Consider the following 22,788-nt stretch of genomic DNA (forward strand, 5'->3'; position numbering starts at 1 on the left):
GGGAAATGGGCGTCAGATGAGCTTGTGGAGGACACCTCAGCGGCGGAGATTGCCGCGGTGCTCGAGAGGGTCGGGGGACGACTCAAGCGACTGCGCGCGCAGCGCAGGATGACCCTGGCCGAGGTGTCGACAGCGACGGGGATCTCGAAGAGCACGATGTCGCGGCTCGAGACCGGACAGCGGCGGCCGACCCTGGAACTGCTGCTGGCGTTGTCGCAGGTGTATCGGGTGCCGCTCGACGACCTCGTCGCCGCGCCGGCACAGGGCGATCCGCGCATCCGCCTCAAACCGGGTCGAGTCAACGGCCGGACGGTGATCCCGCTGACGCAACATCCCGACGGCACGCAGGCGTGGAAGATCGTCATTCCGAGCAGCAAGGTCACCCCGGAACTCAGGGCCCACGACGGCCACGAGTGGATCTACGTGCTGTCCGGCCACATGCGCCTCGTCGTCGGCGACGACGACTGGGTGCTCGGCCCCGGCGAGGTCGCCCAGTTCAGCACCGAACAACCGCACTGGTTCGGCAGCACCGGTCACGAACCCGCGGAGATCCTCAGCATCTTCAGCCGCCCCGGCGAACGGATGACTGTCCGGGAAACCTGAGAACGCTCAGTGGACCTGACCGACAAGCCAAACCCCCGACCAGCCAAGTAGACGTCCGTCAACGGGGCCGACCGAGCCGCGCACCCTTACGCACCATCGCCGGACCGGTCCAGCTGGAGCTGCAGACCGTCGAGCAGGTAGCCCAGACCGACAGTGAAACTGCCGTCCCAGTCGTCGTCGTAGAGATAGCCGCGCGCGGCCAGTGTCGGACACCGGTCGAGGAGTTGTTCCTGGCCGACGCGACGTTCCTCGTCGGTGATCCGCAGGGCCGTCTGTGAGGCCGCCGAGCCCATCACGTGGTTGTAGAGCGCCCAGGTGGCCGAGGACAGCGCGCCACCGGCGAAGCCGGCCTTGACCAGGCTCGACTGCAGAATCTCCATCCAGGCAAGGAAGTTCGGGCCGATCGTCGGCCGTCGCCGAGCCGGTACTGCGGCCGCCCACGGATGCTGCAACAAAGAACCCCGCCAGGCGACCAGTACGGCGGTGACGTCCGCTCGCCAGTCGTCGGACTGCTCGGTCGGCGCCGATCCGAAGATCGCGTCGACGGCCAGGTCAATGACGTCTTCCTTCGTGTCGAGGTGCCCGTACAGCGAAGGGGCCGCGACGCTCAGCCGCTCGGCGAGCCGGCGCATGGTCAGCCGGTCGATCCCCTCGTCGTCGAGCAGCGCGACGGCGGCCTCGACGATCCGCGGCAGGGACAGCGGTGGTTCGCCTCGGGGCCGACGCCGCTGACGGAGCCAGATGCTCCGGATTTCACCGTCGGCTCCTGCCTTGCTCACCGCGCTCATCCCACTCCTCGCGACCGTCCGGTCGGGCTGACCGGTGCGCCGAGTGTAGTACGTTGTTCGCCTCAACTAACAATGTTCGGATAAACAAACAACGTTAGGTAGGTGGTGGCATGACCGACGTCGCGGAAGCGCGGGCGGACGTGCGGCAGCGGTGGTGGACGCTTCCGGTGGTCAGTGCGGCGCAACTCCTGGTGGTGCTGGACGGCACGATCGTGAACATCGCACTGCCGTCCGCGCAGCGGGATCTGGGCATGTCCGACACGAGCCGACAGTGGGCAATCACCGCCTATGCGCTGGCCTTCGGTGGGCTGCTGCTGATCGGCGGCCGGATCAGCAGCGCTCTCGGGCATCGGCGGGCGTTCGTGCTCGGTCTGGCCGGGTTCGCGGCCTCGTCCGCGCTCGGTGGAGTCGCGGTGAATCCGGAGATGCTCTTCGGCGCCCGAGCTCTGCAGGGGGTGTTCGCGGCGCTGCTCGCGCCCGCCGGCCTGGCCCTGCTCACGACGACCTTCACCGAGGCGAAGGAGCGGGCTCGTGCATTCGGGGTGTTCGCAGCGGTCGGTGCCGCCGGATCAGCGGTTGGATTGGTTGCGGGCGGCCTGCTCACGGAGTACGCGAGTTGGCGGTGGTGTCTCTACATCAACGTGCCCATCGCAGTACTGGCGCTCGTCGGTACTACGAAGGTGCCTGGCCGGCGGGGGAGCCGCGGGCCGCTGGATCTAGGTGGCGCGTTGCTCAGTACGGCGGGGTTCGTGGCCGTGGTCTACGGGTTCAACCAAGCCGAGCCGCGGGGCTGGGGGTCTCCGGTCGTACCCGCTGTGCTGGGCGGTGGCGTGCTGCTGCTGGCGGCGTTCGTCGTGCTCGAGTCGCGGGTGTCGCATCCGCTACTCCCGCTGCGGGTGCTGCTGCATCGTGATCGCGGTGGAGCCTTCGTGGCGATCACGCTGATGTTCGTCGCGATGTTCGGCTTCTACCTGTTCATGAGCTATTACACGCAGACGATCCTCGGCTACTCACCGGTCGAAGCCGGGATGACCCTGATCATCAACGCCCTGGCTGCCTTGGTCGGTGCGACCGTCATCGCAGGCAAGCTGAGTCGGCGACTCGCGCCAGGACTGGTGGTCTTGGCCGGGCTGGTCGCGGCGGCTGCGGGGTTGCTGATCCTCACCCGCCTGACGGCGACCAGCCCGAACATCCTGCCGTTGTACCTGGTGCCCGCGCTCATCCTCACCGGCCTCGGTCTCGGCCTGGTCATTCCGGTCACGGCGGCACTGGCCACCTCGGACGTCTCGTGGGCGGACATCGGTGCCGCGTCGGCGGCGTACAACGCATCGCAGCAACTCGGAGCGGCACTGGGTACGGCGTTGCTGAACACCATCGCGAGCAGCGCCACCGCGGCGTACCTGCTCACGGGACACGAGCCGGACGCGTCGACGGTGCACGGCTACACCACCGCCCTAATCGTTGCCTTCGGCATCCTTCTCGCAGCCGCGCTGATCACGGTACCGCTGATCCACACCCGAAAGGACCTCTCATGAGCTATGTCCCGATCATCGACCTCTCCAGCAGAAATAACCCCGCCGCCCGTACTACGCTCGCCCACGCCATCGGACAAGCGTGCGAGAGCTCAGGATTTTTCGTCATTGTCGGCCACGGCGTACCGGCCGACCTGGTCGAGTCGATGTACACCGTGACGAACGCCTTCTTCAAGCTGCCCGAAGCCGACAAGGACCTGGTCCTGAACCGTCCTGGCGTCTCCGGGTTCCGCCGCTTCGGTGGGACCACGGCGCAGAGCCTCGACCTGGAATCGCCGCCAGACCTTTGCGAGGCCTTCAGTGCGCATGTCACCGGCGAGCTGAGCGACCAGGAGAGGTCCGAACTCGGCGACTACTGGGCGACATGGAAGCTGGCGAACATCTGGCCGGAGTATCCGGCGGGGTTCGAGAGCACGTGGACGGAGTACATGACGGCGATGACTGAGCTGGCGGCTGACTTGATGCGGCTCTCGGCCCTCGCGCTCGGCCAGGACGAGCAGTACTTCGACGGCGGGTTCGACGCGCATGTGTCCTCGCTGGTCGCCAACTACTACTACCCGCAGGTCGAGCCGCCACTGCCAGGCCAACTGCGGCGCGGCGCCCATACGGACTTCGGTGGGCTGACTGTGTTGTACCAAGAAGACGATCTGGGTGGTCTGCAAGTGCTGCAGGGCGACGACTGGCGTGACGTCCAGGCGATCCCCGGCAGTTTCGTGGTGAACATCGGCGATCTGATGGCGTTGTGGACCGGCGGCCGCTGGGTGTCGACGATGCATCGGGTCGCCAATCCGGACCGGCAACAGACCTCGTCCCGGTTGTCCGTCCCGTTCTTCTACCAGCCCAACCACGACGCTCTCGTCGTGCCGCTGCCTTCGATCGACGGACGGTCCGGGCCGAGCGTCGTCGCTGGCGAGTGGATGGCGGCCAAGCTCGCCAAGATGTTCGCGAACCCCGCGGGGACACGCTCCTGACAGGTTGCTGACCGGACAAGAGGAAGGCCCCTCTGACTTGGCGTTTTGCCTGGTCAGCGGGGCCTACTTGGAGCCGCCTGTCGGAATCGAACCGACGACCTTCTCATTACGAGTGAGACGCTCTGCCGACTGAGCTAAGGCGGCGGGTTCCGAGGCAAGAGTGTAGCGGGAGGAGGGGGAGGATTTCGAATCGGATCCTTGGGGAGGGGTACGGCGGGGTGTGCGGTGTGGTCGGGGTCACCCGAGGGACGAGCCGTAGGACGGAGCCGGTGTGCGTCGGCGTACCGGAACCAGTGCGCGGCGGCGTACGTCGGAGGGGCGTTGGAATAGCAAGGGAACAATTGTTTTGGGAAATGCGTTGACTTGAACGCAGGTGCTGGGTGAGACTAATTCCCGCAAGACCAAGACCTTGAGGAGAAGATCGTGTACGGAACGCGCATCGCGAACGAAGCCTGGCGGCCCGGCCGCATGGCTTTGTCGGCGTGCCTGCGATCCGTGGGCTACGACACCTTCTACCACCAGCTCAGCCTGTGCACGGGCGGCCCGCCTGGGTGATCTCCGAGTGGAGAGATCTCCAGGAGCCGTCTGAGCCGGGTACCGGCAGCAGGCGGCTCTTTTCTTTTGCCCGGTAACGGGTCACGTCGGTGCGCAATGGTTGCGGACCGGATTCCAAACCCGTGTCACGAGGGTTCGACTCCTTCCACCGATGCTTTTTCCGGTATTTACGGATATCGGCATGAACAATGACAACTGGACATTCATCGCATTTCTCCCGGCGCCTTGCGGAGCCGGGAGAGGACCAGTTGTAGGCCAGCGGCCAGGCCACCTCATTTGGGTTGAGGGGATCGGGGGTTCGAGTCCCTCCAACTGGACCAGGCGCCCGCAGGATGCTCAGCTACCGGCCGAGCGGGCGCCAAAACCAGGTCGGCGTCTGCAGCCAGGGGAGGCTCTGGACTGCCGCTGCCGACCCACCCATGCGCCCTGCGCCGGAAATCCGAACACATCCGGCGCAGGGCCGGTGAACGCCCGTGGCTCAACTGGAGAGAGTGCCTGCCTACGAAGCAGGAGGTTGCAGGTTCGAATCCTGCCGGGCGTGCTGTGTCCGAAGCGGAAGTGGGCGATGCGCCGGGATGTGACCCCGGAGGAAGCGGGTTCGAGCCCCGCCGGACACCCTCGAGTACGACGCGCGCACGCAGCGTACGTCGTACGCTCCGCGGCTCTGGCCCAACTGGGAGAGGCGCCTGGCTTAGAACCAGGAGGTTCAGGGTTCGAATCCCTGGGGCCGCACTGACTGACCGACACCGAGATCGCCGACCTGCTGAGCGTGGGTCGGGCACACTGGAAGGGAGGAGGAAGCACATGAGCGGTGTGATCGTTCTGAACGCGTCGTACGAGCAGCTGCACGTCGTGTCGATCCCGCATGCCATCCGGATGCTCGTCCGGGAGGTCGCCGTCGTCGAGGAAGCGCACGACGGCGCCAGCATCGGACCGTTCCCCCTCCCCCGCGTCCTGCGTCTCGTCCGGTACGTCGTGATGAAGTGGCGCTACGCCTCCGGCCGTCTGCAGTACACGCGGGCCGGCGTACTGAAGCGCGACAAGTACACCTGCGCGTACTGCGGCCGGCTCGGCGCCACCACGATGGACCATGTGATCCCACGATCACGTGGCGGCCGAGGTGAGTGGTTGAACGCCGTCGCCGCCCACGCGCGGTGCAACGAGAAGAAAGGCTCGCGAACACCGGAAGAGGCCGGCATGCCGCTGCTGTGGCAGCCGTGGGTCCCTTCCCGTGCCGAGATAGCGCTCTGACGCGACACCCACCGGTGCCGCCGACGAGCGCGATGCCAGGTGGGCGTCGGTGACCCACCCTCGGTTCTGACCCGAGGCCCCGCAGGTTCGACCCCTGCCCTGGCAGCTGTACGCCGTCGGCTTCCAGTTCTGCTTCCGGGCGGGCCGATAGTACAGATCGCCGCCGGTCAAGGTGTGCACCCGCTCAACGATGTCTGCGTCCGTGGACTCAAGATTGATCCGTCCGCTATAACGCCTGCTGAGGCTGAAACTGCCCTCGCCCTCGATGACACCCGCGACCCAAGCGGCCGCCGGGCCGGAGAGTTTTCTCGAAAGCGGAGACGTCGCAGGCCAGGACACCTGACGAAGAGTTTTGCAAGATGCCATCTGGACTCTGCGACGATTCCCCATCAGAGGCCAGAGCAGCTTGGCGAGCGGTTCGAGATGTTCTCGGCGCTTCACCTGCCACCGTAGGCCTGCTTGTGATGTGGTTGCCTGCTGGCGACAGCCCCTATGTACCCGACGCCCGTGATCCGTTCGATTCGCTCGAGTACGTCGAGATCGGTCATCACAACTCGAAGCGTCGACGAGGACACCGAACTGGTGAAGGTCCCCTCGCCCTCGACGAGGCCAGCGAGCCAGGCGAGGGCGGAATCGGACATCGCCCGCAGCGGCGGCTGCGGACCGCCGTTGGCACAGGTGCGGCAGCGCACGGCTCGGCGAGACTTCCGAGCACCGCACTCTGGGCACGGAGGAGATGCAAGGCTCTGTTCATGACACGCCGAGCACTTCCATCCAGACCAGGAAGTGACGAAGACACCCCCGCACGACCTGCAGGTGCGTACCTCGGGTGTGGGAAGGCGACGACTCATACCCACACAACTATCTGTCGCCACCGACAGTTTCTGGAGATACGGAACCCTTGAAAACAAGGCGGAATAAGCCGAGCTTCGGCCTAACGGCAGCCGTTTCGAAAACGGTCAGCCCTTCAGCGGGCGTGCAGGTTCGAGACCTGCTTCCGCCGCCAACTACGAACGAGAGGATGGGGAGATGAACGTGGAGCTTCCAGTGGAGCTGAGTGGGGCGAAGAGCTCCACGCTCATGTGGGCGCAGGAGTACGACGTGGATGCGAAGGCGCTGCAGCAGCTGCGGAACATTGCGGCGCTGCCGTGGGTGCACGGGGTTCGGGTGATGCCGGACGTGCACCTCGGTAAGGGCGCGACCGTCGGGTCCGTGATCGCGATGAACCAGGCCGTGTCGCCGGCGGCGGTCGGGGTCGACATCGGGTGTGGGATGGAAGGTGTCCTGACCTCGCTGACGGCTTCGGATCTTCCGGACGACCTGTCGGCGATCCGTTCGCGGATCGAGGCCGCCGTACCTGTGGGCTTCCGGGCTCACGACAACCAGGTCGGCGTACGTCGGCTCGGGCTGGACCCGCGTCCGTGGGACAAGCTGTGGGGCGAGTTCACGAGTCTGCATGACGGGGTGCAGGACCGGGAGCGCAAGGCCAAGCAGCAGATGGGGTCGCTGGGCGGAGGCAACCACTTCATCGAGGTCTGCCTCGACGACGAGGACCGCGTGTGGCTGATGCTGCACTCCGGCAGCCGGAACATCGGCAAGGAGCTCGCGGAGCGGCACATGCGGATCGCCCGGGACCTGCCGCACAACGCGGATCTCCCGGACCGTGATCTGGCGGTGTTCCTGTCCGGTACGCCGGAGATGGACGCGTACCGTCGCGACCTCACGTGGGCGCAGGAGTACGCCGCCCGGAACCGAGCGGTCATGCTCGCGCTGGTGATGCAGGCGGTGCGGGAGTCGTTCGAGGTCGACGTACGGTTCGAGCAGCCGATCTCGTGTCACCACAACTACGTGGCCGAGGAGCACATCGACGGGCTCGACCTGCTCGTCACCCGCAAGGGTGCGATCCGGGCGGGGCGCGGGGACCTCGGGCTGATCCCGGGGTCGATGGGCACCGGCTCGTACGTCGTCCGCGGGCTCGGCTCGGAGCGTTCGTTCTACTCGGCCTCACACGGGGCAGGCCGGCGGATGAGCCGCAACGAGGCGAAGCGCCGGTTCACTGTCGACGATCTGGTCGCGCAGACGACCGGCGTCGAGTCCCGCAAGGACGCCGGCGTGATCGACGAGATTCCGGCTGCGTACAAGGACATCGACTCGGTCATCGCCGCCCAGTCCGACCTGGTCGAGGTAGTGGCCCACCTCAAGCAGGTCATCTGCGTCAAGGGCTGAACGGGTTTCTGCCGTGGTCAGGGGACACGGCAGGGCCTGTTGGTGAGGTCCGCCTGTTGGTAGGGGCAGCGGTTTGCTAAACCGTCGGTCGGCTTCGGCCGGCTCGCGAGTTCGAATCTCGCTCTCACCGCTGGGCGGCCGGGAAAGACCGGCCGCCCTGCCAGGCCCTACCTTGAAGTGAGGACGGTCGAGGAGGTCACACGGACGCGCGGCTGACGAACATCCCGATCCCCGAAGCCAGCCTGGCCGGGATCGCGGTCGGCATCGCGCTCGAGCGCCTGCGGCCTCTGCGGCTGCCCGGATCCGCAGTACTCCGACGGGCCGCCGGCTGGGCCTGCGTCGCGGCGGGGAGCTTCGTCGTCGTGCAGTCGTTGTCTGCTGCGGGACATACGGAACTCGCGAAGCCGGAGCGGCTGGTGACGAGCGGACCGTACGCACTGAGCCGGAATCCGATGTACGTCGGATGGGCGCTGGCGCAGCTGGGCATCGGACTGGTGACTGGGTCGGGGTGGACGGTGGCGACCCTGCCTGCCGTTGGCCTGTGGATCCACCGGGATGTCGTCCGGGAGGAACACCGGCTGCAAGAGAGTTTCGGGGACGAGTACGAGCGCTACTCGGAAAGGGTCGGTCGCTACCTCCCCGGGCGATGAGCAGAAGCACCGTCGTGGGAGGGGCGGGGCGGGCTGTAAACCCGTTGCCTTCGGGCCTAGCAGGTTCGAATCCTGCCTTCTGCACGCAAGACACCAACAGATAGGACAAGAGAGGAGGACCGGCCATGGCCGACCTCAGGAACAGGAAGCGAGTGCCAGGCGGCAGGACCGGTGCTCCAGTGAAGCAGGGTCACGCGCTGCGCCGAGTACAGCTTGCCTGCGGGCATGTGCAGCGGGACCGGATCGCCCACGCCGGCGATCACGTGTGGTGCGAAGCCGACTGCTCCGACTGGACACTCGTCGTCTCCGTCGAAGAGTAGTCGGTCGATCACGCAACTTTCTCCACCATCTGACCATCGTTGCGGGTGTACAGGTTGTCACCGCCGGCTGGGGGGCCGCGGGCGAGTGGGTGGGTGGGGAAAGTACATGATCAGATCGTTGCTGGCGTTCGGGCTGGTCGCAGCGGGGGTGGCGTGCGCCGGCGGGGTCGCCGCGGCCGAGCCTGGGCCGGGGATCGCGATCGTCGCGGAGTTGCCGGAACCGGAAGCGGCGCAGTTCGTGCCGGGGGCAACGAACATCGTCCCCGCGACCGCCGTGTCGGCGAAGAGCGCACAGGCGGTAACCGGGGCAGGCGGAACGTACACCTGCCCCGGTTTCAGCACCGTCGACGACGCGACACCGCTGTCGTCCGTCCTGCAGGACACCTACACCTGGGGCGGGTTCAAGCCGTACAAGGTTGGCGACGGCAACGGAAACATCAACTGGAAACTCAACCCCTACAAGAATCCCAGCTGGTACATGTGGTTCCACTCGCTTCGTTGGCTCGGCCAAGGAATCACTGCCGCCGGACAGGGTGACACCGCCGCGATCGACCACGTGACGACGATCGTCAAGGACTGGGTGCGCGACAACCCGTACTCCTGGAAGGCCGACATCGGCGCCTGGGAGTCGACGATGCACCGCACGAACGTGATCATTTGCACCCGGCAAGCAGTGCTCTCCGGCCTGCACCTGACCACGCTCCCGTCGCAGTACAGCTGGCTCGACACCGCGCTCCTCGACCACGCCAAGTTCCTGGTCGGCAACTGGAGCGGCGCCTGGAACCACGGCACCGACGAGAGCATCGCTCTGTTCGGTGTCGGCTGCACGCTGGATCGCACCGACTACATGGCGCTCGCCCAGCAGCGCCTGAATGCCGGTATCACGACCTCGATCGACGCCGAGGGTTCGACCAACGAGCAGTCGACCGCCTACGCGCAGTTCAACTACTCCCTCTGGGGCCGGGCCGTCGACGTACTGCGAGCCTGCGGCGCCGACCCCGGTACGACGATCCCCGCACGCCGCGCGCTGCTGGCGAACTGGCTCGCCCTCGCCACGAACTCGCTGGGCAACCTCCACCAGATCGGCGACTCGGAGGTCGTGCGTACGGCGGCTGTCGCCGGAACACCGCTCGAGTACGCCGGAAGCCTCGGCGCGATCGGGGTGGCGCCGACCGACCGGGTCGGCAGGTTCTCCGCGGGCTACGTTTTCGGACGATCCGGGTGGGGCAAGTTCGCGGACCAGGCGTCGTACAGCATCAGGTACGGGCCGGCGCGACAACTGCACGGTCACAGCGACCACACGTCGCTCACCTACACCGCCCGCGGGCGGGACATCCTGATCGACGGCGGGCACGCCGGCTACCAGAACGACGTCTGGCGGACCTGGGCGAAGAGCCCGTTCGCGAGCAGTTCGATGACGACCCCGCTCTCGGCCGACCGGCTGCCGGCGACCAAGCTGACCCGGTCGCTGCTCAAGCCGAACGCCGACTTCTTCGAGTTCTCCGACGTACCCGGAGCTGGTATCAACCGCGTCCGCGGCGTCCTCGTGCTCAACAATCCGGACCTGGTCGTCACCCTCGACCGCGCGTCGTCCACGACGGCCCAGCAGTTCCAGACGCTGTGGCACCTGCCGGCGGACCAGAAGGCGACGGTCTACTCGCGGACCACCGCCCTGGCGAGCAAGCCGGGTGAGGACACCCGGACGATCCTGTTCCAGGTTCCGTACCGGCAGGCCCTTCCACCGGGCGCGATCCTGCTCAAGCAGGCGCAGACGAAGCCGATCCAGGGCTGGACCTACCCGAACATCAACACCCGGCTGTCGGCGCCGACGCTGATGTTCGCGCGGTCCGGCACCACCGCGTCGATCCTGTCGTTCATCGCACCGGTCAAGGCCTCCGGCGCTGTCACGTACGCGACCCGCTGGTCCGGTACGACGTACGTGGTCGACCTGAGCGTCGCCGGCGTACGCACGTCGGTCGGCATCACCGCAGGCGGCTCACTGGTCCGCCTGGCATAACCCCCTGGTGACGGAATCTCGCCGGGCCCTCCGAAGGCTCGGTTCCTGGTTCGACTCCAGGCAGGGGGACTCAGGCGATGGTCGGGTCGTGGTGGACGGACAGTTCCACCGCGGCCTCGCCTCGGGCGGCGAGGATCCGGACGCGTACGTCGTCGACGGTCAGCGGCTCGCTCAGCGGCAGCAGCCGTCGGTGGCCGATCGTCGTGCCGTGCGCGATCTCGGACCACCCACCGTCGACGAAGGCATCCACCGCGAACGACTCGACCTGCTGGCCGGCCGTAATGTCCTCGCGCAGATCGAGCACGTTGACCGCACCCGGCAGCGCGACAGGAGTGTCGTAGTACTGCCGCACCGCCGCACCCAAAGCGACCAGAACTTCCACATCCTGATCCGCGAACAGACCTCGCCGATCAGGCGGGATGTTCAGCAGCAGTACGGCGTTCCGCCCGACCGACCTGCGATAGATGTCCAGGAGCTCCGGCACCGACTTCACCGCCGCGTCCTCGGCGGCGTGGTAGAACCACCCGGGCCGGATCGACACGTCGACTTCAGCCGGATACCACCGCAACTCGTCGGCCTGAGCCAACTCATCAGGCCCTGCCACGGAAGCCGCGGTCTGTGCGGCCACCATCCGTCCGTCAACGAACGGTACGACGCTCCACTCGGTCTCCCGCGCGAATCCGTCCTCGTTGCCGACCCACCGCACGTCCGGCCCACCGATCGCGATCGTCGCGTCCGGCGCGAGCCGCCGGATCAGGTCGAACCACGCGTCGTACGAATAGCTCTGCGCACTGCTCGTCGGATTGGCCCCGTCCAGCCAGACCTCGGCGATCGGTCCGTACGACGTCAGCAGCTCGTGCAACTGCTGGAGGTAGAACCGGTTGTAGTCGTCCACGACGTACGAGAACTCGCCGATCTGCGATGCCACAGCAAGACTGCCGTTGCCGTAGTACCCGCCCGGCGCCTTCTCCTGATAGAGATCCGCCGGCGACAGATACACCCCGAACCCGAGCCCACCGGCCTGGCAAGCAGCCGACAGCTCCGCGACGACATCGCCCCGATACGGCGACGCGGCAACGGTGTGCGGCAGGTACTTGCTCGGCCACAAGCAGAACCCGTCATGGTGCTTGGCCGTCAGGATCACGCTCTTGAACCCGGCGGAAACCAGCGCGGCAACCCATTGCGAGCAGTCCAGCGACGAAGGATCGAACACCGCCGGATCGTCGACGCCGGTCCCCCACTCCAGGTCCGTGAACGTGTTCGGCCCGAAGTGCACGAACGCGGTCAGCTCCTGCCGCTGCCAGGCGACCTGCCGCGGCGACGGGCGTACGGCGGAGGCATCGATCACAGCAGCACCTTTCCAGGATTGAACAGGTTCCCAGGATCGAACGCGGCCTTGATCCGCCGGTGCAGTTCGAGCCCGACCGGCCCGAGCTCGGTCTCCAGCCAGCGCGCCTTCAACGTCCCGATCCCGTGCTCCCCGGTGATCGTCCCGCCGAGCCGCAGCCCCAGCTGCATCACCGCGCCGAACGCCTCCAGAGCCCGCGCCTCGGCCGCCGCGTCGGCAGGATCGAAGACCACGGTCGGGTGCATGTTCCCGTCACCTACGTGCCCCGGGCAACAGATCAGTACGTCGTACTTCGCGCCGATCTCCGCGATCCCGCGCAACAGCGTGATCAACTGCGACCGCGGTACGGCGACGTCGTCGATCAGCGTCGTACCCAACGGCTCCAGCGCCGAGTTCACCAGCCGGCGCGCCTCGAGCAGCATCCGGGACTCTTCCGCGTCGGACGCCTCGGCGACATCGACCGCGCCGTGCGCCGTGCAGATCTCCGCGATCCGCGCAACGTCGTCGGCAGCACGCGACCCGCGGTCGGACTGCGCGAGCAACATCGACCCGACATCCTCTGGGAGCCCCATGTCCCGGTAGTCCTGGATCGCCCGCAGCGTCGGCTGATCCAGGAACTCGAGCAACGACGGACGCAGTCCCGAGGCCATCACGGCGGCAGCGGCCGCGATCCCTTCCTCGATGGACCGGAACGTGGCCGCCGCGGTCAGCGCCGCCTCGGGGGCGGGGCGCAATGCCAGCGTCGCCTCGGTCACCACCCCGAGCGTGCCTTCCGACCCGACGATCAGCCGCGTGAGGTCGTACCCGGCAACGCCTTTCGCCGACCGCCGCCCGGTGCGCACCACCTCACCGGACGCCAGCACCACTTCGAGTCCACGCACGAAGTCCGAGGTCACGCCGTACTTCACACAGCACAACCCGCCCGCGTTCGTCGCGATGTTCCCACCGATCGTCGACATCTCCCACGACGACGGATCCGGCGGATAGAACAGGTCCTTGTCCAGAACAGCACGCGACAAGTCCGCGTTCACCACCCCCGGTTGCACGACGGCGACCTGGTCCTCAACTGACACCTCAAGAATGCGCGCCATACGAGATGTCGACAGCAACAAGCACCCGTCGATCGCATTCGCGGCACCCGAAAGCCCAGTGCGAGCGCCCTGCGTCACGATCGGAACGCCGAGCTCGCCGGCAGCCCGAACCACCTCGACGACCTCCGCGGTCGACGACGGACGCACGAGCGCCCGCGGCACCCCGGCAGTGCAGAACTTCGCGTGATCGTTGCGATGAGTGTCCAGTACGTCGGAATCGTCGACGACCGCATCGTCCCCGAGGACCGACCGCAGCCGGTCCACGAACTCATCCCTCATCTTGCTCGGCAAGCAATCGCAGGATCAGCTCCGCCCGGCGGACGCGTTCCCGTCCGAGTGCTTCCGCAGTACCGATCAGATGCGCTCCGACCGGGTAGATGTTCGGGGCGTTCCGCAGCCCCATCTTGAGGTACACAGGTGCCGCAGTCCGGACGATCTCCGGTACGTCGTAGAAGCGGACGTGGCCGCCCTGGTCGTCGGGGACCTCGATGTACATGTCGATCGGCACCGTCGTCACGGACCGGATCTCCGCGAGCACCGGCACCGGCAGGTCCGTCGACACGTTCAGGCTGGTCGCGCCGAGACGCTCGTACAGCCGGGCGGTCGGTGCGTTCGGCAACGGCATCAACACCGAGGTCTTCAGCACCAGATCGGCGGGCAGCTCCCCCTCGATCTTCAACTGGCCCAGGATCTCGAGTACGCCGATGTCGCCGACCAGCAGGCTCCGTACGCCGAGCTCGACCGCGCGGAATGCGTCACACAACGAGGCCGCTACCTGATCGTTGCCCCGCGCAACACCGCCGACCGCCGCCGACACCTTGGCCTGACCGCCGATGTCCCAGGAACCCCGCGGCCCGAGGAACAGGCACACTTCGATGCCCGCGGAGGCGCCGAGCGACAGCATCTCCTCGATCTCGCCGTCGGTCAGCATCATCACTCCGCTGCCCTGCGACACCCGGTCGATCGTGATGCCGCGAGACTTGGCCTCCTCGAGTACCGCGGTCATCACCCGCGGCCCTTCGCAGGAAGGGATCTCCACCTTGTACGGCGACCCGTCGGGGAAGGTACGGGTCGACGTCTCGCCCGGCCGGAAGCCGCGATCGGCCAGCAGGGCACGTGCTTCGCGAAGGTTCATGTCTCGCTCCAAGGTCCGAGTCGCCCGGCCGGCGTCAGGTCCCGCGCCGTACCGGTGATCTCCAGGTCGAATCGTTCGGCCGCCTCGGTCAGCAGCGCCGGTGTCACCATCAGCTCGTTCGGCGACAGCGTGTCCTTGATCCGGGCCAGCCGGAGCTCGGACCAGTGCCGCCGTCCGCACATCGTGACGGCAGCCAGTACGGCGGCCTCGTCGTCCTCCATCACCATCGGCAACCGCGAACGGCGCGCACCGCCGGCACCCGAGGTCAGCGCGTTCACGTAGCTCGCCTGCAGGTCGATCTGCTCCAGCAGCCGGGCCGGGATCACGTCCGCGAGACCGAGTCCGGACGCGTTCCCGTGCGAGGCCGGCGACAGCGAGTGCACACTGATCGCGGCGATCGACGGCGACTCGAACTCGGGGATCCCGTGCACCCAGCACCGGCCGATCACGTTGGTGTCCATACCGGCGCCGGACTTGTCCTTGCCCAACTCGTCGACGACCAGGACGTCGAGCTCGTCGAACGGAAGTCGCCCGAGCAGGCTGGAAGCCCTTTGCAGCAAGGCGCTCTCGGCCGCTTCGGCGATCCCGTCGGCCGCGAGCAGCTCGACCGACGCGGTCTGTTCGCGCGCGTTCTCGAGGATCGCGAGACCACCGAGGACCTTGCCTTGTGCAACCACCAGGCGGGCAGCGGCCTCGATGTTGGCGCCGAGCGACGGGATGCCGCCGGCGTGCAGGGAGGCGGCGCCGCGGTGGTTGCCGAGTCCGATCGCGAGGACCTTCGCGATCCCGCTCTCGATCGGGCCGCGGAAGTCGGTGTGCGGCTTGACCCGGTTCACCAGGAGTACGCCGTCCGCCTTGGCAGCGATCGCATCGTGGTGGACCTCGGTGCCGTCGGGGAGCGTGCCGACGACCACGGTCTCCATCGTGGCTTCGATGGGACAGCCAACGGTTTCGGGGGTGATGCCCAGGCCTTCGAGCATCTCCAGCTGGCCGTCGGCGGTGGCGCCGCCGTGCGAGCCCATCGCGGGGATCACGAACGGTGCGGCGCCGGCGTCGCGGAGCCAGTCCACGGCTGCCTTCACCACCGGCACCAGGTCGTGAATCCCCCGGCTGCCCGCGGTCACCGCGATCCGGGCGTCCGGTACGATCCGTGGCCGGAGCGGTTCGAGCGCCGCACGCGCGTCTGCGTACGCGTCCGCCGACACCGGCAGATCCGAGAGAATCCGCCGAATCGGCGTCACCTGCGGCAGAGTCCCCGACGGCCGCAGCCCTCGGATCGCCTCGAACGGTCCCCAGGTCATCAGTGGCTCTGGCGGCCGACGGCGGAGCCGGTGCGGCCTACGAGGAAGTCGAGGTCGCAGCCTTGGTTCGCCTGCGTCACATGGTCGACGTACAGGCGGGCCCAGCCGCGATCCGTCGGCGGTGCCGGCGGCTGCCAGTCGGCGCGCCGCTTCTCCAGCTCCTCGTCCGGTACGTCGAGATGCAGTCGCCGCGCCGGTACGTCGAGCTCGATCCAGTCCCCCGTCCGCACGAGCGCCAACGGCCCACCGACCGCAGCCTCCGGCGTGACATGCAGTACGACGGTGCCGTACGCCGTACCGCTCATCCGCGCGTCCGAGATCCGCACCATGTCGTCGACGCCGATCTCGGCGAGCTTGCGCGGGATCGTCATGTTGCCGACCTCGGGCATCCCCGGGTACCCACGCGGCCCCGCGTTCTGCAGCACCAGCACGGTGTCCTCGTCGACGTCGAGATCCGGATCCTCGACCGCCTTGTCGTAATCCTCGATGCTGCTGAACACCAGCGCCTTACCGCGGTGCCGCGACAGCCGCTCCGACGCTGCCGACTGCTTGATGACGGCACCGTCCGGCGCGAGATTCCCCTTCAGTACGGCGGTTCCCGCGCCACTACCCAGCGGATCGCCGACCGGGCGAATCACGGCGTACGTCTCGCTGCCGGGAGCGGCACCGGGGTACGTCGCCTCGATCCGCTCGGCGTTCGCGACGTTCTCGCCGATCGTCTTGCCGGTGACCGTGATCGCCTCGGTCTTGAGCAGCGGCAGGATCTCCTTCAGTACCGCGGGCAGGCCGCCTGCGTAGTAGAAGTCCTCCATCAGGTACTTGCCCGACGGCTGCAGGTCGACCAGCCACGGGACGCCGCGCGCCCACTCGTCGATGTCGTCCAGTGTCACGTCGACGCCGACCCGGCCGGCGATCGCGAGCAGGTGGATGACGAAGTTCGTGGAGCCGCCGATCGCGGCGTTCGCTCGGACCGCGTTCGCGAACGCGTCGCGGGTGAGGACGTCGCTGATCTTCAGGTCTTCCTTGACCATCTCGACGATCCGCTGCCCGGACTTCTGCGCGATCACGTACCGGCGGGAGTCGACCGCCGGGATCGCCGCGGACCCGGTCAGCTGCAGGCCGAGCGCCTCGGCCATGCAGGCCATCGTCGATGCCGTGCCCATCGTCATGCAGTGGCCGTTGCTGCGCGACTGGCCGGCCTCGGCCGCCGCGAAGTCCTCGGCCGACATCCGGCCCGCGTTGAGGTCCTGCGTGAAGCGCCAGACAGCCGTACCGGAGCCGATGTCGCAGCCGCGGAATTTACCGTTCAACATGGGACCGCCGGTGACGACGACGGTCGGCAGGTCGACGCTGGCGGCGCCCATGATGGAGCCGGGCGTCGTCTTGTCGCAGCCGGTCAACAGCACGACCCCGTCGATCGGATTGCCGCGCAGCGACTCCTCGACGTCCATGCTGAGCAGGTTGCGGAACAGCATCGCGGTCGGCCGCAGCAGCGTCTCGCCGAGCGACATCACCGGGAACTCCAGCGGGAACCCGCCGGCCTGCCAGACCCCGCGCTTCACCGAGTCGGCGAGCCGGCGCAGGTGTGCGTTGCACGGGGTGAGCTCGGACCAGGTGTTGCAGATCCCGATCACCGGGCGCCCGTCGAACGCCTCCTCGGAGAAGCCCTGCGACTTCATCCACGACCGGTGGATGAACCCGTTGCGGCCGTGCTCACCGAACCAGTGGTCGAAACTCCGCCGTCCGGTCGCCGCGGGAGCGCCTTCACCGGCCAGGACGTCGCCCTCGGCCGGGTCGTTGGTCGGAGGGACATCAGTCATCGCGACACCTCACCTGTGGTCACGGTTCCGTTCACCCGGCGGGTGATCCCGGCCGGGTTCGAGTCCTTCAGTACGTCGGGCAGCACCGCATCGGGAGCGTCCTGGTACACGACCGGACGCTGGAACCGCCGCGCCGCGGTCACCCCGACGCTGGTGTGGATCGAGCCGACCGTCGACGGGAACGGCCCGCCGTGATGCTGGGCCCACGACACCGCGACCCCGGTCGGCCAGCCGTTCCACAGCACGCGACCCGCACGGGCGGTCAGCAGCGGGAGCAGGTCGCGCGCGAGCTCGGCGTCCGCGTCCTCCGCGTGCAGCGTCGCGGTCAGGTTGCCGTCGAAGGCCTCGACGGCTGCGCGCAGTTCGTCGAGCGAGGAGTACTCGACGACGATCGAGACCGGCCCGAAGCACTCCTCGAGGATCTCGTCACGCCGGGCGAGCAGCTCGGTCACCGTGGTCTGCAGGAGGGTTGTCCCTGCGGAGGCCCAGACGCGGACGCCGTCGACCTTCTCCAGCCGGTCGAGACCGGAGCTGAAGCCGTCCTTGATGCGGTCGTTCAGCATCGGCGCCTCGGTGACGGCGCCGGCCGCCTCGGACAGCTGCTCCTGCAGGCCGTGGCCGGCCGGGAGGAAGAGCAGGCCGGGCTTGGTGCAGAACTGCCCGACGCCGAGGGTGAACGAACCGACGTACCCGCTCGCGATGTCCTTGCCGCGGGCATCGATCGCTGCCTGCGTGACGAAGACCGGGTTGAGGCTGCCGAGCTCGCCGTAGAACGGGATCGGCTCCGGGCGCGTCACCGCGATCTCGTGCAGTGCCTTGCCGGCCGGGACCGAACCGGTGAAGCCGGCGGCGGTGATCCGCGGGTCCTTGAGGGCCGTGACTCCGACGTCGAAGCCCGAGATCAGGCCGAAGGTCCCGTCCGGCGCACCGGCTGCCTTCAGCGCCTCGATCATCACCTCGGCGGTCCGGACGGACAGCTCCGGGTGACCCGGGTGCGCCTTGACGATCACCGGGCAACCGGCCGCGAGCGCGGACGCGGTGTCACCACCGCAGACACTGAACGCGAACGGGAAGTTGCTGGCGGCAAACACCAACACCGGGCCGAGCGGGACGAGGACACGACGGAGGTCGGGGCGCGGGACCGGCTTGGCCTGCGGGTCCAGGGTGTCGATGGTGACTTCCAGCAGCGAACCCTCTTCGAGCGCGTCCGCGAACATCCGCAACTGCCCGGTGCTCCGCGCGACCTCACCGGTCAGACGCGCCTGGGGCAGCGAGCTCTCACGCATCGCGATCGGCACCAGCTCACCGGACGCCGCATCCAGCGCATCCGCGACGCCCCGAATCCACCCGGCCCGCACGGCTGGCTCAGAGACAGCGAAGGCGGGAGCCGCAGCATCGGCCGCAGCAAGCGCCTGCTCCAGCTGAGCGGGGGTGGTGTCGGAGACGGTCATCGGAGTCCTTCCAGGTTTTCGGTTGCCAGGAATGTGAACGGTTCCCGGCCTGTGGCCACGGTATTCGTGAGGGTGCCGACCTCGTCGATGGTGATCGTGATGACGTCACCCTCGGCCAATGCGAAGTCCAGTTCCGGGACGATGCCGGTGCCGGTCGCGAGGATCACGCCGTCGGGGAAGTCGTTCGGCAGGAACAGTACGTCGATCAGGTCCTGGAGCTCGCGCACCAGCTTCTCGGTCGACGTCGTACCGCTGAACACCTCGTCGCCGCCGCGACGGATCGCCAGGTTGATCCCGAGCTTCTTGGGGTCCGCGACCTCCCAGACCGGCCGGATCCCCGAGGCCAGCGCACAACCGCCGGCGAACAGCTTCGCCTGCGGCACGTACAGCGGGTTGACGCCTTCGATCGACCGCGAGCTCATGTCGTTGCAGACCGTGAACCCGACGATCTCACCGTGACTGTTGGCGACGACCGCCAGCTCCGGCTCGGGTACATCGTGACCCGAGTCGGACCGGATCCCGACCGGCTCGCCGTCGACGACCACCCGCCAGGCCGGCGCCTTCTGGAACAGCTCGGGCCGGTCGGCGGTGTAGACCTTGTCGTACACCGACTGCTCGCTGCTCTCCTCCATCCGGGCGCCACGCGAGCGCTCGTACGTCACGCCCGCGCACCACACCTCGCCGCGACCGTCGATCGGCGGGAGGAACGTCAGCCCTTGGACGGGCAGCGCCTCACCGGCCTTGTCGACCTCCGCCTGCAGCTCCTCGCGGGTGAGCCGGAGCAGTTCGGCGAAGCTGTTCACCCCCGGCAGCGGAGCCACCGTGTCCCCGGTGCGCACACCAGGGATCGGTCGGCCGTCGACCGGGGACAGATAACGGACCAAGTGCATGGCAAGGCCTTTCACATTGACGTACCGAGCAGACCACGGGTGATCTGGAAACCGACGTTGCCGGAGGCAACCGCCTTGGGGACGAGCCGGCGACCGGCGACCGCGGCGACGATGTCCAGCCCGATCCGCGCCTGTTCGGACGCGTCACCGGTAGCGACCGCGTCCAGGTCGTCGCCGTACGTCGCGACCGTCTCCGGGTCGTTGCTGAACTCGACCACCGGGACGAACCGCTGCGCCGACAAGGTGCCGCCCGCGACATGGGCGAGGATCTGCTGGACGCCCGTCGCACCGAAGCCGGTCGCGGTCTCCATCCAGTCGGTCCCCGGCATCCGCATCACGTGCCACCCCGGCCCCGCGAGCCGCTGGCCGTGCGCGATCGTCGGGCCCACCGGGTCCGCCGATCCGAACGCCGCAGTACGGAATCCGTCGTGTGCCAGCAACGCGCCACGCGACGACAGTACGACGGAACCGCCGGAGCCGACGATCTCGCGGCCGATCAGCGCGAGTGCCTCGGCGGTCTCGTCCGAGAACGCGCCGCGGGCCTCCAGCCCGATCGTCAGCGCACCGAGATCACCGGACTGCGCGATCGGAGCCTGCAGGTCGAAGCTGCCGAACCATTCCTTCACCCTCTCGCCTGCGGCGTCGAGGCCGCCGTCCGCCTGGATGCTGGCCCAGCCGAAACGCGACGGATCCTTTCCGGCCTCGACCAAGCGGGACCGGAAGTAGTCGTTGTGCGTCTTCTCGCAGCCGTGCTCGAGAAGCAGGGCCATCCGCGTGTTCGGGTGCAGAAGGTAGCCGAGCATGATGCGCGCGAACGTCTCCTCGGACGCGCCGCCGCTGCTGCCACAGCCCTCTGTGTGCGGCAGCGCGACCATCCGGGTGACGGCGTCGCCCGCCCACTTCTCCAACTCCGCCTGGGCTGCGATCCGCAGCGCGATCTGACCGGAGCAGAGGCTGGTCGGCAGGATCAGACCGACGGCCTCAGGCACCAACCGGTCGTCGACCTTCAGCAGTTCGGCGAGCGTGCGGCCGTCGGAGGTCAGGCCGCGGTGCGGGAGCGCGTCGAGCGGTGCGTCGCGGTCCTCGCTCGGAAGATCGCCGAGCTTGCGGCTCATCCGGCCGTCGGTGGTGATCGAGATGCCCTCGCGCGGGCCGGTCTGCTTCCAGTTCCGCCAGATCGACACCTGGCTGTGGCCGGCGCGCTCGCCCGCGCTCTTCGTACCGGATGCGACGCGGACGACGAGATCGAAGGTCTCCGCGGTCAGGTCCGCCATCGACGTACCGGTCAGGTACTTGCCGGCGTCGACGTCCATCTCGGCGTGCAACCGCTCGTACCGCGCGCTCGTGGTGACGAACTTCAGCGTCGGGACGAACGGGAAGTTGGTGATCGATCCGTTGCCGGTGGTGAAGAAGATCAGGTTGCAGCCACTGCCGATCTGGCCGGCCACCGACTCGAGGTCGTTCCCGGGGCTGTCCATGAAGATGTAGCCGTCGCCGGGCAGCGGCTCGCCGTAGTCGATCACGTGGTCGAGCCGGACCTCGCGCGGCAGTTTGCGGGCGGCGCCGATCGACTTCAGCACGATGTTGTAGAGCCCGCGGTACACGTTGCCGCCGGACGGGTTGCCCTCGGCCGTGTGCCCGTGCCAGCCGACGCGTTCCTTGAACGACCTGATTGTGGTCAGGAAGCGCTTCGCGGTCGCGAGGTCGCGGACGTTCTTCAGCACGTACGGCTCGGCGCCGATCAGTTCGTCGGTCTCCGCGAGCACCGCCGTACCGCCGTGCCGGATGACCTCCGCGCTGACCTGGCCGGCGAGCGGGTTGGCCGAGATCCCGGAGAAGGCGTCGGAACCGCCGCACTGCAGGGCGATCTTGAGGTCCGCGAGCGGGACCTCCTCGCGCTGCTGCGCGTCGACAACCGGCAGCCACGGCTCGATCAGCGCGCCGGCAGCCGTGAGGTCGTGCTCGAAGCCTGCGTTGCGGGTGAAGTACGCGTGCGGCACCTTGATCGACGGGTAGCCGTTCTCGGCCAGGAAGTTCTTGATCGCCTCGCCGGAGACGACATCGCCCTCGGTGTCGACGATCAGGACGGCGCCGACGTTCGGGTTCAGCGTGAAGCCGCCGAGCGTGGCGAGCAGGAAGTGCAGGTTGTTCGGGACCTCGTCCTCGCCGCCCTCGGTGTGCGCGACCGGTACGACGCCGTCGCCCGCGGCCGCGCCGTCGAACCGCCGGGCCAACTCGGTCACGAACCCGCTGCTGCGCGAACTCGTGGCCAGCAGTACGACGTGATTTCGCGTCCCGGCCGGACCCTGCTCACGGGGGTAACCGAGGAACGTGCCGGGCTGCTCGACACTCGTCACCTGAGCGCCGAAGTGCAGCGCCGACTCGTCCAACTCGAACGGGTCGAGCGGCTCGTTGGTCGCGCTCGGCTCCTCGGGCAGACCGTCGACGCCGCGGGCAGTGACCGCCGCGAGGCTGGTCGGCGTACAGACGTAGTCGCCGGGGACCAGGTCACGGGAGGCGCGCGCGAATGCCGTGTTCCACGAGGTCAGCGCGTCGCCGGTCTCAACCGGCACGACCACGAAGCGGTGCCCTTCGAGCACGGTGTGCGGCAGCGTGATCGTCGTACCGTCGAGCTCGACCTCCGTGCCGGAGTCCAGCCGCCGGGACGCGATCGCGACGTTGTCACCGGGCTCAGGCAGGACGCCGATCTCTTCGAACCTCATCGTTGGCGCCTTCCCATAGCTTGCTCGAGCCGAAATCGTGCATGATGCATGATTACCAGTGTTACCCTGCCGAAACCTGACCGGTGGGGTCAAGCCCGCGACCAGAATCCGGAGAC

The 22,788-nt window shown here is 67.9% G+C and carries 18 protein-coding genes and 8 tRNA genes; 16 read left to right on the forward strand and 10 right to left on the reverse strand.

From position 1 onward, the window contains the following. Nucleotides 1-57: 57 nt before the first annotated feature. Nucleotides 58-603 carry a helix-turn-helix domain-containing protein gene (locus tag OHB24_RS08275; protein ID WP_327638365.1) on the forward strand — a complete coding sequence of 182 codons (546 nt, stop codon included), beginning with the start codon at nt 58-60 and terminating at the stop codon, nt 601-603. 86 nt (nt 604-689) lie between these two features. Here OHB24_RS08275 and OHB24_RS08280 read toward each other — a convergent pair whose 3' ends face one another. Then, entirely contained in the window at nt 690-1,391 is a 702-nt protein-coding gene (locus OHB24_RS08280) for a TetR/AcrR family transcriptional regulator (protein WP_327638366.1), read from the reverse strand. 110 nt (nt 1,392-1,501) lie between these two features. On the opposite strand from OHB24_RS08280, the gene OHB24_RS08285 reads away from it, so the two are divergent. Together OHB24_RS08285 and OHB24_RS08290 are read left to right on the forward strand one after the other, a co-directional pair. After that, complete coding sequence (locus OHB24_RS08285) at nt 1,502-2,926, forward strand: MFS transporter (protein ID WP_327638367.1); 1,425 nt, start codon at nt 1,502-1,504, stop codon at nt 2,924-2,926. Further along, complete coding sequence (locus OHB24_RS08290; protein ID WP_327638368.1) at nt 2,923-3,894, forward strand: isopenicillin N synthase family dioxygenase; 972 nt, start codon at nt 2,923-2,925, stop codon at nt 3,892-3,894. Before OHB24_RS08285 ends, OHB24_RS08290 begins: the two co-directional genes overlap by 4 nt. A gap of 68 nt (nt 3,895-3,962) precedes the next feature. Here OHB24_RS08290 and OHB24_RS08295 read toward each other — a convergent pair. Next, a tRNA-Thr gene (locus OHB24_RS08295) sits at nt 3,963-4,038 on the reverse strand. A 279-nt stretch (nt 4,039-4,317) separates the two neighbouring features. Between OHB24_RS08295 and OHB24_RS08300 the strand changes: the two genes are divergently transcribed. The 13 genes from OHB24_RS08300 to OHB24_RS08360 all read left to right on the forward strand — a co-directional run bounded on the left by OHB24_RS08300 (nt 4,318) and on the right by OHB24_RS08360 (nt 10,913). After that, nucleotides 4,318-4,449 (forward strand): hypothetical protein, encoded by a 132-nt coding sequence (locus OHB24_RS08300; RefSeq protein ID WP_327638369.1) that lies wholly within the window; start codon nt 4,318-4,320, stop codon nt 4,447-4,449. 244 nt (nt 4,450-4,693) lie between these two features. Then, a tRNA-Pro gene (locus tag OHB24_RS08305) sits at nt 4,694-4,769 on the forward strand. 147 nt (nt 4,770-4,916) lie between these two features. Then, nucleotides 4,917-4,990 (forward strand) — tRNA-Arg (locus OHB24_RS08310). Nucleotides 4,991-4,992: 2 nt separating this feature from the next. Next, nucleotides 4,993-5,066: transfer RNA gene (locus tag OHB24_RS08315), tRNA-His, on the forward strand. Nucleotides 5,067-5,107: 41 nt separating this feature from the next. Continuing rightward, nucleotides 5,108-5,181 (forward strand) — tRNA-Leu (locus OHB24_RS08320). A gap of 72 nt (nt 5,182-5,253) precedes the next feature. After that, nucleotides 5,254-5,700: an HNH endonuclease gene (locus tag OHB24_RS08325; RefSeq protein ID WP_327638370.1), complete on the forward strand. Its 447-nt coding sequence runs from the start codon at nt 5,254-5,256 to the stop codon at nt 5,698-5,700. A gap of 911 nt (nt 5,701-6,611) precedes the next feature. Then, a tRNA-Ser gene (locus OHB24_RS08330) sits at nt 6,612-6,706 on the forward strand. Nucleotides 6,707-6,729: 23 nt separating this feature from the next. Then, on the forward strand, nt 6,730-7,926 hold the full coding sequence (locus OHB24_RS08335; protein WP_442913955.1) for an RtcB family protein: 1,197 nt from the start codon (nt 6,730-6,732) through the stop codon (nt 7,924-7,926). A gap of 41 nt (nt 7,927-7,967) precedes the next feature. Next, nucleotides 7,968-8,056, forward strand: a tRNA-Ser gene (locus OHB24_RS08340). A gap of 163 nt (nt 8,057-8,219) precedes the next feature. Next, nucleotides 8,220-8,576 (forward strand): methyltransferase family protein, encoded by a 357-nt coding sequence (locus tag OHB24_RS08345; protein ID WP_327641032.1) that lies wholly within the window; start codon nt 8,220-8,222, stop codon nt 8,574-8,576. Continuing rightward, a tRNA-Tyr gene (locus tag OHB24_RS08350) sits at nt 8,577-8,660 on the forward strand. It abuts the gene before it with no gap. A gap of 95 nt (nt 8,661-8,755) precedes the next feature. Beyond that, nucleotides 8,756-8,896, forward strand: a complete 141-nt coding sequence (locus tag OHB24_RS08355; protein ID WP_327638371.1) for a hypothetical protein — start codon at nt 8,756-8,758, stop codon at nt 8,894-8,896. A 106-nt stretch (nt 8,897-9,002) separates the two neighbouring features. Continuing rightward, nucleotides 9,003-10,913 carry a heparinase II/III domain-containing protein gene (locus OHB24_RS08360; protein WP_327638372.1) on the forward strand — a complete coding sequence of 637 codons (1,911 nt, stop codon included), beginning with the start codon at nt 9,003-9,005 and terminating at the stop codon, nt 10,911-10,913. A 70-nt stretch (nt 10,914-10,983) separates the two neighbouring features. Here the strand turns inward: OHB24_RS08360 and OHB24_RS08365 are convergent, their stop codons facing one another. The 8 genes from OHB24_RS08365 to OHB24_RS08400 are packed head-to-tail and all read right to left on the reverse strand — an operon-like array spanning nt 10,984 to nt 22,672. Then, nucleotides 10,984-12,261, reverse strand: coding sequence for an alpha-L-fucosidase (locus tag OHB24_RS08365; protein WP_327638373.1), 1,278 nt, complete (start codon nt 12,259-12,261; stop codon nt 10,984-10,986). Further along, complete coding sequence (locus tag OHB24_RS08370) at nt 12,258-13,616, reverse strand: FAD-binding oxidoreductase (protein ID WP_327638375.1); 1,359 nt, start codon at nt 13,614-13,616, stop codon at nt 12,258-12,260. The genes OHB24_RS08365 and OHB24_RS08370 overlap by 4 nt, the downstream gene beginning before the upstream one ends. Nucleotides 13,617-13,620: 4 nt before the next feature. Beyond that, on the reverse strand, nt 13,621-14,487 hold the full coding sequence (locus tag OHB24_RS08375) for a U32 family peptidase (protein ID WP_327638376.1): 867 nt from the start codon (nt 14,485-14,487) through the stop codon (nt 13,621-13,623). After that, entirely contained in the window at nt 14,484-15,788 is a 1,305-nt protein-coding gene (locus tag OHB24_RS08380) for a DUF2088 domain-containing protein (protein ID WP_327638377.1), read from the reverse strand. The genes OHB24_RS08375 and OHB24_RS08380 overlap by 4 nt, the downstream gene beginning before the upstream one ends. Continuing rightward, nucleotides 15,788-17,608 carry an IlvD/Edd family dehydratase gene (locus OHB24_RS08385; RefSeq protein ID WP_327638378.1) on the reverse strand — a complete coding sequence of 607 codons (1,821 nt, stop codon included), beginning with the start codon at nt 17,606-17,608 and terminating at the stop codon, nt 15,788-15,790. Before OHB24_RS08385 ends, OHB24_RS08380 begins: the two co-directional genes overlap by 1 nt. After that, nucleotides 17,605-19,059: an aldehyde dehydrogenase (NADP(+)) gene (locus OHB24_RS08390; RefSeq protein ID WP_327638379.1), complete on the reverse strand. Its 1,455-nt coding sequence runs from the start codon at nt 19,057-19,059 to the stop codon at nt 17,605-17,607. Before OHB24_RS08390 ends, OHB24_RS08385 begins: the two co-directional genes overlap by 4 nt. Next, nucleotides 19,056-19,949 (reverse strand): fumarylacetoacetate hydrolase family protein, encoded by an 894-nt coding sequence (locus OHB24_RS08395; RefSeq protein WP_327638380.1) that lies wholly within the window; start codon nt 19,947-19,949, stop codon nt 19,056-19,058. Before OHB24_RS08395 ends, OHB24_RS08390 begins: the two co-directional genes overlap by 4 nt. An 11-nt stretch (nt 19,950-19,960) precedes the next feature. Then, nucleotides 19,961-22,672 (reverse strand): UxaA family hydrolase, encoded by a 2,712-nt coding sequence (locus OHB24_RS08400; protein ID WP_327638381.1) that lies wholly within the window; start codon nt 22,670-22,672, stop codon nt 19,961-19,963. Nucleotides 22,673-22,788: the final 116 nt, after the last annotated feature.

Source organism: Kribbella sp. NBC_00482 (assembly GCF_036013725.1).
In the GTDB taxonomy this organism is placed as follows: domain Bacteria; phylum Actinomycetota; class Actinomycetes; order Propionibacteriales; family Kribbellaceae; genus Kribbella.